This window comes from Bacillus cereus group sp. MYBK101-2 (genome assembly GCF_051918845.1).
Lineage (GTDB): Bacteria > Bacillota > Bacilli > Bacillales > Bacillaceae_G > Bacillus_A > Bacillus_A paranthracis.
In genome coordinates this window covers 50,869-65,535 of sequence record NZ_JBQAIE010000019.1, presented here as the reverse complement: position 1 = coordinate 65,535, position 14,667 = coordinate 50,869, and the positions used below count along the sequence as shown (strand labels likewise).

Below are 14,667 nucleotides of genomic sequence, written 5' to 3'. Positions count from 1 at the left end.
CTAGTCCACGAGTGATACGTATTGTTTTCTTTGCCATTTTTGCTCGATTTCAACACCATTTTGCGGATTACGCTTTTTATCTCGCGGGTTTGAAGATGGTAACGGACGATTTCCTTTTTCACGTAATACACGCATTTTCACCATCGTTTGTTTGTACGCCGGTGTACACGTATAAAGGTCTGTTGCCGTCCCAGTTAAAATATTGATCGCTTCTTCATTTATCGTTGCATGCATCGGTAAGTATAGCTCTTTCCCCGTTACACGCTCAGTAATAAGCGCTTGTACTTTAATTTTGCCAAATGGTGATGCTAATTCTACAAGACCACCATCTTTCACATTGCGCTCTATAGCAAGTTCAGGTGAAATTTCAACGAACACTTCAGATACTTTAGATAAAATACCAGCCGACTTATTCGTCATATTCCCTTCATGGAAATGTTCTAGCATACGTCCATTATTTAAAAGTAAATCATATTCATCTGGCGCTACAACTGGTGGTACCCATTCATCTAGTGATAAACGAGCTAGTTTATCTGGGAAGTTAAATCCGTCTACATATAATAGCGGTGTATCACTACCATCATGACTACCCCAACATAAACTATTCCATCCTTCTAGACGATCGTACGTTGCTTGAGAGTATAACGGTGCAAGCGATGCGATTTCGTCCATAATTTCACTTGGACTTTCGTAATTCCAATCCCCGCCGAGTGCACGAGCAACTTTTTGTAAAATCCACCAATCTGGTTTTGAATCACCTAGTGGTTTTAATACTTCATATAATCTTTGAATACGTCGCTCTGTATTCGTAAACGTTCCTTCTTTTTCTAAGCTTGGTGCCGCTGGTAAAATAACATCAGCAAAACGAGCTGTTTTTGATAAGAACATATCTTGAACAACTAGGAAGTCTAAATTCGCTAAAATATGTTGCACATGGTTCGCATTGGAATCGACTAAAGCCATTTCTTCCCCCATGACATACATACCACGTAGTTTTCCTTCTTCTGCCGCAAGTAACATTGCGATATTATTTAATCCTGGTTCTTTCGGAATCGTTGTGCCGTATGCTTTTTCAAACTTAGCACGAAGCGTATCATCCGATACTGCTTGATAACCTGGAAGCCAGTTTGGTAATGTCGCCATATCACAAGCACCTTGTACGTTATTATGACCTCGTAATGGATATGCGCCTGCACCAGGACGACGATAGTTCCCCGTAACAAGCAGTAAATTGGAAATGGCAGCAGATGTTGTACTTCCCCCTGTATTTTGCGTTACACCCATTCCCCAAAGTATACAAGTTCCATCTGCTTCATATACCATACGAGCCATTTCTTTCAGGTTTTCTTTCGAAATTCCCGTAATTTCTTCTGTATAATCAAGCGTATACTTTTCTAACATTGTGCTATATTCATCAAAGTTCTTCACATTTTCAGCTATGAACTTTTTATCATGCCAATCTTGATCAATAATATATTTCGTAATACCAGCAAGCCATACGTAATCTGTACCTTGGCGCGGATGAATAAATAAATCCGCACGCTCTGCCATTTCATGTTTACGAAGATCTGCTACAATCAGTTTTTGCTCGTGTAATTTATGAGCACGTTTTACACGCGTCGCGAGTACAGGATGTCCTTCTGTTGGATTCGCACCAACGATAATGACAAGGCCTGCTTCAGCTATATCTTTCACTGTTCCAGCATCCCCGCCCATACCGACAGTTTTAAATAAACCATCTGTCGCTGGAGATTGGCAATAACGGGAGCAGTTATCCACATTATTTGTTCCATATATTTGACGAGCTAGTTTTTGCATAAGGTAATTTTCTTCATTCGTTACTTTCGAAGAAGAAATGAACCCAAATGCATCGCTGCCGTATTCTGATTTAATATGTTGCATGTTAGAAGCCACAACTTCAAGAGCTTCTTCCCATGAAGCTTCAACAAACATATCTCCTTGGCGAATTAATGGCTTCGTAATGCGATCTTCACTGTTTACAAAGTCCCATCCAAATTTACCTTTTACACATGTGGAAATGCCATTAACCGGTGCATCAGAAACAGGTTGCACTTTTAATATATGGCGATCTTTCGTCCATACTTCGAATGAACAACCGACACCACAAAATGTACAAACAGTTTTTGTTTTATTCACTTTCGTCTTACGCATCGCAGCCTCTACTTCTGAAACTGCTAAAATACTACTATATCCAGGCTCTACATCCTTTACAAAATCAATCATCGGATCTAACACATCTGATTTTAATCCTGTCATGAATCCAGCTTCACCTAACATTGATTTTTCCATTAACGCATTACATGGACATACTGTTACACACTGCCCACAACTTACACAAGATGAGTCATTTATACTTACACCATGATCCCATATAACACGCGGACGATCTAAGCTCCAGTCTATCGATATCGTTTCATTAACCTGTAGGTTTTGACATACTTCTACACACTGTCCACAAGCAATACATTGATTTGGATCATACCGATAAAACGGATGTGACATATCCACTTCACAAGCACTTACTTTCGGCTCATACGGATATTTCTGTTCTTCAATTCCCATCATGTGTACTGTATTATGAACCTTACAATTACCGTTATTGTTATCACATACGGTACAATACAATAAATGATTCTCTAATATTCGATCCATCGCCTCAGTCTGCGCCTCTTTCGCACGCTGTGACTGTCTTTCAATATGCATACCGTTCTCTAATTTCGTTGAACAAGCACGCATTAACTTCCCATCTACTTCTACAATACACGTATCACAAGTTTGAATTGGATCTACTTCTGGTACATGACAAATTTGAGGATGTTCCAAATTACTCTCGTTAAATAATTGTAGTATCGTCTTTTCACCTGATGCTGAAAATTCTTTACCATCTACGGTTACACGGACTGTCTGTTCTGCCATAGTTTCCCCTCTCCTTACAACCAACTGTACAACACATTTGTGAATCCGTTTTCATAAATGAATTACTGTACATATTTTTGAAACGCCCTGCCCAAATACTTTTCTTTTGAAGTCGATTCTAGATGTTTATAAGGCATCACTACGAAAGCTTGAAAATTTCACTATTCTACATTTCTATTATATCGTATATATACAATAATAACCAAAATAATCTGATACCTCCCTTCTAACAGCTGTTTTTATTTTTTCAATGTTTTATGATGAATGTGGGAGAAAATACATATAAAAGGGGAATTTAATATGGAGCCTACGCAAGAAACGTATACAATTGTACGTTATCAATCTGGTACATTTTCAAAACAACTTGATGAGATTGTTACAGAATCTCCTATTACAATTAAATTGAATGGTGAAGAATATGTAACAGTCGTATGTACACCAAATTATATTGAAGATATGGTCATTGGTTTTTTAATTTCTGAGGGGATTATTTCTTCTTATAAAGATGTTGAAGAACTATGGGTGCAAAAAGATAACGGAATTGTCCATGTAACATCATCAAAAATAAATCCGCTCTATCAAAATTTATATAATAAACGATACATCACTTCCTGCTGCGGAAAAGGTAGACAAGGTTTTATTTTCGTTAACGATGCAGCAAAAGCAAAAAATTTACATAATATACATGTAAAAATTACTCCTGAAGAATGCTTTTACTTAATGAATACTTTACAACAATCTTCCACTACCTTTCGCCAAACTGGCGGTGTTCACAATACCGCGCTATGTGATCGAAACAATATCCTCCTATCAAGAATGGATATCGGAAGACATAATGCATTAGATAAAATATACGGCCATTGTTTGCGTAACGATATATCTGTCAAAGGAAAAATCATTGCATTTAGCGGGCGTATTTCATCCGAAATTTTACTCAAAGTTTCAAAAATCGGATGTGAAATTGTTCTATCTAAGTCCGCTCCAACAAAACTAGCATTGCAACTCGCCCATGATTTAGGCATTACAGTCGTAGGATTTATTAGAAATGAATCCTGCAATATTTACACACATCCACATCGAATTGATGGTTATCGATCGAATAACTAAAATAACTCCTCAATCGAGGAGTTATTTTAGTTATGAAAATGTAATATATCAAACACTTGAATAGTTAATAAAGTTAATATATAATTTCATTACATAATTAAAAACAAAATATTGTAGCATATATCTTTTCATTCTTTTACACATTAAAAGAGACTGCTAACAAAACGCATACACATTCTTATATATGTAATGGATTTATTTGATTTAAAATCGACCAAGGAGGTTACAACGATGGAAATTCGCTTATTAACGACAGAGGACGCAGAAATATATTTAAAAGTTTGTATGGAAGGTTTAACGAAGAACCCGGAAGCTTTTAGCTCTTCTTATGAAGATGTTTTGAAACATGAGGATCCTGTAGCTGCTATGGCTAAACGATTAAGCAATCCGGATAAGTATACTCTAGGTGTCTTCAAAGATAACGATTTAATCGGCATTGCTACTTTAGAAACAAAGCCTTTCATTAAACAAGAACATAAAGCAAAAATCGGTTCCGTTTTTGTTTCCCCTAAAGCACGTGGCCTTGGAGCAGGACGAGCTCTTATTAAAGCAATTATTGAAAATGCCGATAAATTACATGTAGAACAACTTATGCTCGATGTTGTAGTTGGTAACGATGCAGCAAAAAAATTATATGAGTCATTAGGTTTCCAAACTTACGGCGTACAAGAGCGTTCATTAAAACATAACGGTCAATACTGGGACGAAGAACATATGGTTCTATTCTTAAATGATTAATACTTCAATCTAGTTTTCCAAAAGCATCTTTTTATTAAGAAAGATGCTTTTTTCATTACAACAATGTAATCTTCATGTCACCTTTATCGATCGTACCAAACCTTTCCATTCATTATACTAAAAATATAAAGTGAAACTTTACTCAGTGGGGAACTACATCCCACGCTGATCGCATGTACTTGATATGTAGAGGAGAATGTGACATGAAACAAAACAAACGAGCTATGCTTTTAATATTTACTACAGCAATTGTAACTTCTGGATTAGCAATTTTACCTTGGTTTATTATATAAAAATACTCCCCCTAACAACGAAAAAAGCTTATTGCTTCTTAAGAAGCAATAAGCTTTTTTTATATTATAAAATCCCCAAAATTTTATTTACACAACTTATAATAATAACCATAGATACGGCAACGCACATGACAACCGTATTACGATCTTGCTTTTCTTTTTTTGAAATTTCTTCTTTTGGATTCATGTGTATGATCTCCTTTTAAAAAAAGTGTGAGATAGGAAATTTTTCTTATCCGATGCGAGGTGAATACGAAAACCCTCTCTATCTCACATACACAATAGAATGGAATTGTCATTTTATAAATAAAATGACATGACGTTATGTCGCAACATAGGGTATTTTGTGTCGCTACGTTTTCTATTATAAAAAATAGTTGTGCAAAACTAGTGCATTTTTTATGTCAATTACTCTGAGCGAGAAATCACTCTTCCACTCAATCACATAAAAAGAGTTTTTTATCATTTTCATGTAAACTATACAAGTAGAATGAACAGTTTGGGGTGCACAAGATTATGGTGAAAATTTTATTAGTAGACGATGAAGAACGTATGTTACGATTATTAGATTTGTTCTTAAGTCCTCGTGGCTATTTTTGTATGAAAGCTACCTCTGGCCTTGAAGCACTAAAGTTAATAGAACAAAAAGACTTTGATATTGTTTTGTTAGATGTAATGATGCCGAATATGGATGGATGGGATACTTGCTATCAAATCCGTCAAATTTCCAACGTTCCAATCATTATGCTAACAGCTCGTAATCAAAATTACGATATGGTAAAAGGCCTTACGATCGGCGCAGATGACTATATTACAAAACCATTTGATGAACATGTATTAGTTGCACGAATTGAGGCTATATTACGCCGTACAAAGAAAGATGGGTTTGTTAGCTTCAATGGTATTGAGTGGGATAAAACGAAACATACTGTCACAGTGTATGACGAAAAAATCTCACTGACTCCTATCGAATTTTCGTTACTTGGACTATTTTTACAAAATACAAACCGTGCTTATAGCCGAGATGATTTAATCGAAAAAATTTGGGGTTATGAAACAGACATTGAATATAGAACAATCGATTCACATATTCGCAATATCCGTGATAAATTACGTAAAAAAGGATTTCCAGTTGAAAATTACTTAGAAACTGTTTATAAGGTCGGATATAAATGGAAAAGTGAATAATTACTTCGGTCAGTGGAAAATACCATACCACTGATTAAAGTTTCACTTTATATGAAATAAGGTATGGTGAGAAAATGAGTAAACTTTCACTTAAAATTGGGACATACTTTTTAATACTAGCTTTATGTATTGAAACAATTGCTTTCGTATCTTTTTACAAAAGTATTTCAACAATGCGGATTGAGGAAGAAACACTAGCTCTTTTAGAAAAAGGTAATCGCTATAGTAACAAAATTACACAACGCGCAAAGTGGAGTGCATTTGCTAAAGAAAAGAAACACGGCGAACGCGCTGAATACAATAAAAATCCTAAGCGTCCTATATACCCAGAGTTCGATATCGCTGATGAGGCTGAACACTTAGTTGAATCAGAATCAATTGCTAACTCTGATATAGCTATCATTATAACGGACAATAATGGAAAAATCATTTCCACTTCAGAACCTGTAACAAAGGCGATGCAAAAACAACTTACTTGTAAAACAGAACATATTCCAGCCAACGGATTAGTTGTCGAAAAGAACTGGAAAAAATCAAAATTCATCACAACGGTAAGCCCACTTAATACAGCAGAGTTTCAAGGAAAGTTATATATGTTATTAAAAACATCTTTTTTAGAAAATATGTTACTTAAACTCATGAACCAATTTCTTATCATTAGTGTTTTGACTGTTATTCTAACGACTATTTCTGTCTTTGTTTTTTCTCGTGTTATTACAGAACCGCTTATAAAAATGAAGAGGGCAACAGAAAAAATGTCAAAATTAAATAAGCCAATTCAATTAGGTATTAAACGGAATGATGAACTTGGAAGCTTAGCAAAAACGATTGAAGATTTGTCCAGTGAACTAACTTATATGAAAAAAGAACGCAATGAATTTCTTGCTAGTGTCGCCCATGAACTATTAACTCCATTGACCTATATGAAAGGTTATGCGAAAGTAGCAAAGAGAGACACTTTAACGAAAGAAGAGCGAGAAGAATACTTACAAATCATTGAGGATGAAACAGATAGTGTAACTGATCTCGTTCAAGATTTATTTATGCTTGTACAATTAGAACAACACCAATTTGTTATAAAAAAACAAAAAGTGCTTCTTAGGCCTTTTTTAGAGCGAATGGTTGAAAAAACAAAAACAACATTAACGAATAAGCAAATGCAACTCCATGTATATTGTAAAGATGATTTAGAAGTTTGCATAGACGAAAGACGTATGGAACAAGTTATGTTAAATTTATTACACAATGCTTATCAACATTCGCTAGAAAACACCACTATTACAATACGCGTACTCACAGAAACAAATTCTTTTACAATAAGTGTACAAGATGAAGGTGAAGGTATTCCTGAGGAAGATATTCCGCATATTTTCGATCGTTTTTATCGTGTTGATAAATCTAGAACGAGAGCTACTGGAGGAAAAGGTATCGGGCTAGCTGTTGCGAAAGAAATTGTGGAATTGCATAACGGTGCCATTCTAGCAACAAGCAAATTAGGGGTAGGAACAACCTTTATAATTGAGCTACCTTTTGAATAATATGTGTGTGAAAACACCAGTAGTAGTAAACACTACTGGTGTTATTTTGTTCATAAAATCAGCTCATTTAGGCTAAGCTTTTGAAATTATTCTTATTTCAATATAAAATAAAGTGAAACTTTAATCCATGGAATGGTTCACCCCATGGATTATTGGTTGAACCAATCGGGCATTTACGGGCAGTTATCTCCAATCTAGCTTCCGCGCATTCGCTGGATTTTAAAGTTGGAGTCTACTGCCCGTTAATGCGGGGTAAAGATACATTTGTCAAAGATTTGGAGGGTGATATAATTGGATATCCATGTATTAACAAAAGACGAAGCGGAAATTTACTTAGAACTTCGTGTAGAAGGATTAAAGCAAAACCCTGAAGCTTTTAGCTCTTCTTATGAAGATATTATTAATAAAGAGTGTGCGATTGAATATAAAGCACAAAAATTAGCACAAGATGAAAACTATACGCTAGGCGCATTCAAAGATGGAAAATTAATCGGGGTTGCAACACTGGAAACGAAACCATATGTAAAACAAGAACATAAAGCCAAAATCGGTTCTGTATATGTATCTCCAAAAGCACGCGGACTTGGAGCAGGAAAAGCACTTATTAAAGAATGTCTTGAGCTTGCTAAATCTTTAGAGGTGGAACAAGTTATGCTTGATGTTGTTGTTGGCAACGATGGAGCAAAAAAACTTTATGAATCATTAGGATTTAAAACATTCGGTGTGCAAGAACGTTCATTAAAATATAACGGACAATATTGGGACGAAGAGCATATGGTCTTATTCTTAGATGAAAATAAATAATAAAAAAACATCCTCATGCTTGGAGGATGTTTTTTTATTTTCTTGTATACCATGCCTTATGCAATAATTGAATCGCTTTCGCAATTTCTTCTTCTGATAAAATCGCGAACCCAAGTAAAACTACATTTTCAGGTGCAGTACCATCTTTATAGTACGTAGAAACAGGATATATTTTAATACTATATTTCGCAGCTTCTTGAATGAGTTCCTCTTCTCGCATTCCATTATGCACTTTTAATAAAATGTGTAATCCCGAATCTTCCCCTATCACCTCAACACAATTAGAGAAATATTTCTCTATTTCAAAGACGAGCCGATCCCTCTTTTTCCGGTAGACGACACGCATTTTATGAATATGTTTTTCCCAATAGCCTTCATTTAAAAACTTTCTAATCACTTCTTGGTCCATTCTTGAAACACTTTGTGTATAAAATAAATATTGCTGTTGATACTTTTTAATTAATTTCTTCGGCAACACCATATAGCTCATCCGTAGCGATGGCAATAATGCTTTAGATAGCGTCCCCATATAAATAACTTTCCCCTCTGTATCTAACCCTTGCAGCGCCGGTATAGGCTTTCCAGAATAGCGAAATTCACTATCATAATCATCTTCAATAATATACCTGTCTTTCGCTTTCTTCGCCCATTGTAAAAGCTGCGTCCTTCTCGTAATAGGCATAATCATTCCATACGGAAACTGATGGGAAGGTGTAACAAATACAACATTCGCATTGCTATTTTCTAAATCTGCCATACAAATGCCGTCCCTATCTAAAGACAACATTTGAACATTCTCTTCTCCCTGTTCAAAAACGACCATTTTCCTATGATACCCTGGGTTTTCCACTGCATAATTGCTTCCCTTTAGCAATTGAAACAATAGTTTCACTAATATTTGTGTTCCCGCTCCTAATACAATTTGACTAGCTGAGCAACGTACACCTCTAGATTCATACAAATAGTTCGCAATTTCCTCCCTTAAGCTCAATTCCCCTTGAGGGTGTCCAAGAAAAAGCAACTCATTATTATGTGGCTGCCATACATCATTAATAAGCTTGCGGTACGTAGTGAACGGAAAAGTATTCGTATCAACCCCTGTTTGTGTGAAATCAAATGTATAGTTCTCCTCCCGAAACGATACTTCTTCTACTTTCGCTTCGCTTCCTTCTACATCAATCATTTGTTCAACTTTACATACAAAATAACCTTTTCTCGATGCCGACTCAATATAACCTTCTGCAAGTAATTGCTCGTAAGCCGCTTCTACTGTATTCTTACTCACTTGTAAATAGCTCGCCAGTTTTCTTTTTGCAGGTAATTTTGTAAAAGCCGGAATCGTTCCATCTTTAATTTCTTTTTTTATATACTCATACAATTGCACGTATAACGCTATTTTACTTTGCGTATTTAAATTAGGCGTTAATTCTAACATAACATCTGACCCCTTAATAAAACTGAAATCTGATACTTTTTACAGTGCCAGATTATATATATAATTCCTTTTATCATGTCACACATAAAAAATCAAATACTCGAGAGGAGATGCATGATTATGAACAATAGTAGACGGATTGGACTCATTATGATTATTACAGGAGCTACCTTATGGGGGTTATCTGGCCCGATGATTCAGTGGCTATTTCAACATACTAACGTATCATCAATTGATTTTTTAACAATTCGATTACTGCTTGCAGGAATATTTATTTTATCTTTTTTACGGATAAAGAAACAAAACATTTTTCAAATTTGGAAACACACTAGACATTCTATACAACTTATTATTTTCTCTATTCTCGGCATGCTCGGTGCACAATACGCCTTTATCGAAACAGTTCATATTAGTAATGCGGTCACAGCAACATTATTTCAATTTCTAGGTCCTGTTCTCATTACCATTTATGTCGCATTTGAACAACGAAAATTCCCTGCTTCTATGCAACTACTCGCAATTATAACTGCACTAACGGGAACGTACTTTATTATTACAAACGGTTCAATTGAAAATATTGTTTTATCGAAAGAAGCCATTATTTTTGGCCTATTAACAGCAATTGGATTTGCATTTTATACTCTCCATCCAGCTTCTCTTATTAAAGAATGCGGAACAACCATAGTAATTGGCTGGGGGATGTTAATTGGAGGAATTGCACTGCTTATTTGTAATCGTTCGTTTGAATGGGATCAGCTTTCACAAACTTTTACACTAAAAACTTTTTCTATGCTTATTCTTATCATCATAAGTGGCACCCTTTCTTTCCTCCTTTATATCGGTAGTCTGAAATATTTAGCAGCAACAGAAACGAGCATTTTATCTAGCATTGAACCACTTGTAGCAGCTATCGTTTCAATCGCTTGGCTAAATGAATCATTTGGAGCGTATCAATTACTAGGCGGCGTATGTATCGTTCTTTCTGTTATTTTTTTGACGATGCCACAAAAAGAACGAGAACCAGCCTTTTCAACTGAACAAATATAAAAAATGTCAAAAGAGGTCGTACAAAAATTACGACCTCTTTTTATACTTTAAAGGAATTGTCCCTCTTTCTGGCAAATACAATTACACTAACAGTAAAAATTAGGAGTGTGACACCATGAAAAAAATTGGAACTATGCTACTTTTCTCCTTTCTCATCGCTGGATGCTCGCAATTGCAGCCTGATTCAGAAGCACCTAAAAAAGAAGCTATCGCCACGTCATCCACCCAAGTTAATGCACCTTCCTTCTTTCATCTTAGCGTTTTAAAAGATGTAAATTGGGAAGAAACACCCTCCTTCATACAAGAAAAAACACCTTTAAAAGGTATCGAAGAAAAAATCGCAATGGCTGATAGCCCTATTATCGCAAATGAAAAAAATGAAATGATGTGGTACTTTTTAGATCCTGAAATGCCAACTGGAAAACTATCTATTATTGCACTAAAACAAGGATCAGTAACCCCAACACCCGTACTCTTTCAACAAGAAACTTCTAGACCAACTTGGACTACTTCAAATACAATTGATTCTACTACAACCGAACTCCCACTCACTATGTCACTACCTTCATCTGGATTATGGGTATTAAATATATACGTGAATAAAAAATATTATGATCAGTTTGTAATTACTGCTGAGTAAAGTGACAAAGCTAAAACACTTCCTTACAACAATGTAATTTCTACGTCATGTACTTCGATAGTTGAAGTAACTCTCTTCTCTTATACTTAAAATAAGAAATGACACGAGGAGAGATAAGAGATGAAAAAAATGATAGAAGTGATCGTAGCAGTAACTGAGGTTTTAGTAAATGGTAAACAAGTTGCAATGGAATTAAATAAATAGTGAAGAAACATAAATAAATAATTTTACACTTCTTCATTATTTTGATTTCTTATCTCAAAAAAGCAGTGCCTTTTAGGCACTGCTTTTAGCTATTAATAACTTGGTATTTTCGTAATTTGCGCCACACCTGAATCAATGGCTGCTTTCGCTACAGCTTCCGCAACACTTGGAACAACTCTTTTATCTAATGGATTCGGGATTACATAATTCGCATTACGTTCTTCGTCCGTAATGATGTTAGCGATCCCATATGCTGCCGCTAATTTCATTTCTTCTGTAATATCAGTCGCGCGCACATCTAACGCACCGCGGAATATTCCAGGAAACGCCAATACATTATTTACTTGATTCGCATAATCCGAGCGCCCAGTTCCTACTACAGCTGCTCCAGCCTCTAACGCATCCTCAGGGAATATTTCTGGAATTGGATTTGCCATTGCAAACACAATTGCTTTCTCATTCATCATCTGTACAAGTTCTTTCGTTAATACGTTAGGGGCAGATACACCGATAAAGATATCAGCCTGATAAATCGCTTCTTTTAATGTTCCACGCACATGTTCTCGATTTGTCTTTTTTGAAACTTCAATTTGCGCTTCGTTCATCCATGCTTCACCTTCACAAACAATACCTTCTAAGCTAACTAATGTAATGTGCTTTGCACCAGCCTTTAATAATAATTTTCCAATTGCAATTCCTGCCGAACCAGCACCGTTAATAACAATTTTCACATGATCCATTTGTTTGCTAACAACTTTTAATGCATTAATAACAGCTGCTAAGACGACGATAGCTGTTCCATGTTGATCATCATGGAATACAGGAATATTCGTTTCTTCTTTTAATCGTTTTTCAATTTCAAAACAACGCGGTGCTGCAATATCTTCTAAATTGATCCCTGCAAATGTAGGCTCTAAATTTTTCACAAGGGTAACGATTTCATCCACATCAGTCGTACCTAAACATAACGGGAAAGCATCTACATTCGCAAATTTTTTAAATAATATACTTTTTCCTTCCATAACAGGCATAGCCGCTTTTGGTCCAATGTTTCCTAAACCAAGTACCGCTGTTCCGTCTGAGACAACTGCCACCATATTTCCACGTGCTGTATAGTCATACACTGTTTCTTCATCTGCTGCGATTGCTTTGCAAGACTCCGCTACACCTGGTGTATATGTCAGACTTAAATCATCCGCTGAATTTACTTCTACTTTACTTGTAATCTCAATTTTTCCTACTAATTCTTTATGCAATAACAATGATCTCTCATTAATTTGATTTTCTAACATACTTATAATCTCCCCTTAATTTGACAAGCTAGCTATATTTATATAGCTAGCTTGTTTGATCATGAAAACATTTTTAATAAAATTGTCGCTGTTACAACCATTGCTGCCCCGCCTAAACGAGTCGAAATTTGCGCGAACGGCATTAATTCCATTCGATTTGAAGCTGATAAAATAGCAACATCTCCAGTTCCGCCTAAACCGCTATGACATCCAGTTACAATTGCTGATTCAACTGGATACATTTTCATCACTTTCCCTACAAGAAAACCTGACGCTACCATTGTAAGAACAACCGATGCGCACACGACAACATATCCTACTGAAAGAACTGCTGCTACGTCTTTTAGTGGAATATATAGCAATCCTAGTCCAACCATTAACGGCCAAGTTAAATTCTTCGAAATAAATTTATATAAATGGAATGCTCCTTGCTCCATTTTTGCGGGCATTAATTTAAAGTATTTCACAAGTGCTGCTGAGAAAATCATAATGATTGCCCCAGGGATACCGATGAACTTAGAAGCAAATCCTCCGAAGATGAAGAACGTACACGCGATTAATAAACCTGCTCCCATTAATGAGAAGTCAATTGGCTTCTCTGTATTTTGTTCTTTTAATAACTCGGCTTGATTATCTGTTTTTACTAATACACCGTTACCACTAAGCTCCGGTTTCTTCTCACCTAAACGCTTCATATACCCTGCACTCACAATAGCGAACATATTTCCAATAATAGCCGCTGGAATAAGCTGTGATACAAATGTTGCTGATGATTCGTTTAAAATATCACTATAAGCTAGCGATAATGGTAAAATCCCTTCCCCGATACCACCACTCACAATTGGTACGATGATAAAGAAGAATGTCTGCTTCATTTCAAATCCAAATAATGAACCGACCAATAATCCTACCGCTACAGAAGCTAACGTTCCTACCACTAAAGGAATAAACATGCGAACGAAACCTTGTACTAACACTTTACGGTTCATTCCTAAAATACTTCCGACTACTAAACAAGAAATATATAAATATAAAAAGTTCGATTTTTTCATTAACATAGTCGCAGCTTCCATTGAAGCTGGATTCATCCAGTTAAAAAATACAAGTAATGATGGAATAAATAACGAAAGTATTGCTGGACCACCGATATTTTTTAAAATTGGAATTCTCATCCCAATGTCGCCTAAGAAAATACCCATGATCATAATAACTGCAAATCCACCAATCATATCTGCTGGCAATTTATTATATACAGATGCCCCATAAATAATAGCAGCCAATACTACATATAACGGTAAAGGTATAACACCGATTTTCACATTCATAATTTTAGAAGCGAAAGATTCTCTTTGTACTTCATTTCCTTCAGAAAATGATACCGCTTCCACATTCTTTTGAATTCCCATATGGCACCCCCTTATTTTCTTAATAACAATATTAAAAC

12 protein-coding genes are annotated in these 14,667 nt (G+C 35.6%); 7 read left to right on the top strand and 5 right to left on the bottom strand.

The window, feature by feature from the left end; genetic code table 11:
* Nucleotides 1-2,937, bottom strand: coding sequence for a formate dehydrogenase subunit alpha (gene fdhF, locus ACTFSI_RS24945; protein ID WP_000840640.1), 2,937 nt, complete (start codon nucleotides 2,935-2,937; stop codon nucleotides 1-3).
* A 300-nt stretch (nucleotides 2,938-3,237) separates the two neighbouring features.
* On the opposite strand from fdhF, the gene fdhD reads away from it, so the two are divergent.
* Entirely contained in the window at nucleotides 3,238-4,044 is an 807-nt protein-coding gene (gene fdhD / locus ACTFSI_RS24940) for a formate dehydrogenase accessory sulfurtransferase FdhD (protein WP_044791414.1), read from the top strand.
* Between the two features lie 231 nt (nucleotides 4,045-4,275).
* A complete protein-coding gene (locus ACTFSI_RS24935; protein WP_000405875.1) occupies nucleotides 4,276-4,782 on the top strand; it encodes a GNAT family N-acetyltransferase in 507 nt (168 codons plus the stop codon).
* 357 nt (nucleotides 4,783-5,139) lie between these two features.
* Here the strand turns inward: ACTFSI_RS24935 and ACTFSI_RS24930 are convergent, their stop codons facing one another.
* Complete coding sequence (locus ACTFSI_RS24930; RefSeq protein ID WP_001068392.1) at nucleotides 5,140-5,262, bottom strand: hypothetical protein; 123 nt, start codon at nucleotides 5,260-5,262, stop codon at nucleotides 5,140-5,142.
* Nucleotides 5,263-5,591: 329 nt separating this feature from the next.
* On the opposite strand from ACTFSI_RS24930, the gene ACTFSI_RS24925 reads away from it, so the two are divergent.
* From ACTFSI_RS24925 to ACTFSI_RS24915, 3 genes are all read left to right on the top strand, one after another.
* Nucleotides 5,592-6,263, top strand: a complete 672-nt coding sequence (locus ACTFSI_RS24925) for a response regulator transcription factor (RefSeq protein ID WP_000238954.1) — start codon at nucleotides 5,592-5,594, stop codon at nucleotides 6,261-6,263.
* A gap of 74 nt (nucleotides 6,264-6,337) precedes the next feature.
* Complete coding sequence (locus tag ACTFSI_RS24920) at nucleotides 6,338-7,801, top strand: HAMP domain-containing sensor histidine kinase (protein WP_044791416.1); 1,464 nt, start codon at nucleotides 6,338-6,340, stop codon at nucleotides 7,799-7,801.
* Nucleotides 7,802-8,092: 291 nt separating this feature from the next.
* Nucleotides 8,093-8,605, top strand: a complete 513-nt coding sequence (locus tag ACTFSI_RS24915; protein ID WP_000351212.1) for a GNAT family N-acetyltransferase — start codon at nucleotides 8,093-8,095, stop codon at nucleotides 8,603-8,605.
* Between the two features lie 34 nt (nucleotides 8,606-8,639).
* Here the strand turns inward: ACTFSI_RS24915 and pdxR are convergent, their stop codons facing one another.
* Entirely contained in the window at nucleotides 8,640-10,040 is a 1,401-nt protein-coding gene (pdxR, locus tag ACTFSI_RS24910) for a MocR-like pyridoxine biosynthesis transcription factor PdxR (protein ID WP_044791418.1), read from the bottom strand.
* A gap of 120 nt (nucleotides 10,041-10,160) precedes the next feature.
* Here pdxR and ACTFSI_RS24905 point away from each other — a divergent pair, with 120 nt between their 5' ends.
* Both ACTFSI_RS24905 and ACTFSI_RS24900 read left to right on the top strand, forming a co-directional pair.
* The gene (locus ACTFSI_RS24905; protein ID WP_044791420.1) at nucleotides 10,161-11,087 is read left to right on the top strand and encodes a DMT family transporter; all 927 of its coding nucleotides are present in this window, start codon (nucleotides 10,161-10,163) and stop codon (nucleotides 11,085-11,087) included.
* A gap of 115 nt (nucleotides 11,088-11,202) precedes the next feature.
* Complete coding sequence (locus ACTFSI_RS24900; RefSeq protein WP_044791422.1) at nucleotides 11,203-11,727, top strand: DUF4871 domain-containing protein; 525 nt, start codon at nucleotides 11,203-11,205, stop codon at nucleotides 11,725-11,727.
* Between the two features lie 296 nt (nucleotides 11,728-12,023).
* Here the strand turns inward: ACTFSI_RS24900 and ACTFSI_RS24895 are convergent, their stop codons facing one another.
* Both ACTFSI_RS24895 and ACTFSI_RS24890 read right to left on the bottom strand, forming a co-directional pair.
* Nucleotides 12,024-13,223: an NAD(P)-dependent malic enzyme gene (locus ACTFSI_RS24895; protein WP_000892418.1), complete on the bottom strand. Its 1,200-nt coding sequence runs from the start codon at nucleotides 13,221-13,223 to the stop codon at nucleotides 12,024-12,026.
* Between the two features lie 59 nt (nucleotides 13,224-13,282).
* Entirely contained in the window at nucleotides 13,283-14,629 is a 1,347-nt protein-coding gene (locus ACTFSI_RS24890) for a 2-hydroxycarboxylate transporter family protein (RefSeq protein WP_000512725.1), read from the bottom strand.
* Between the last annotated feature and the right edge of the window lie 38 nt (nucleotides 14,630-14,667).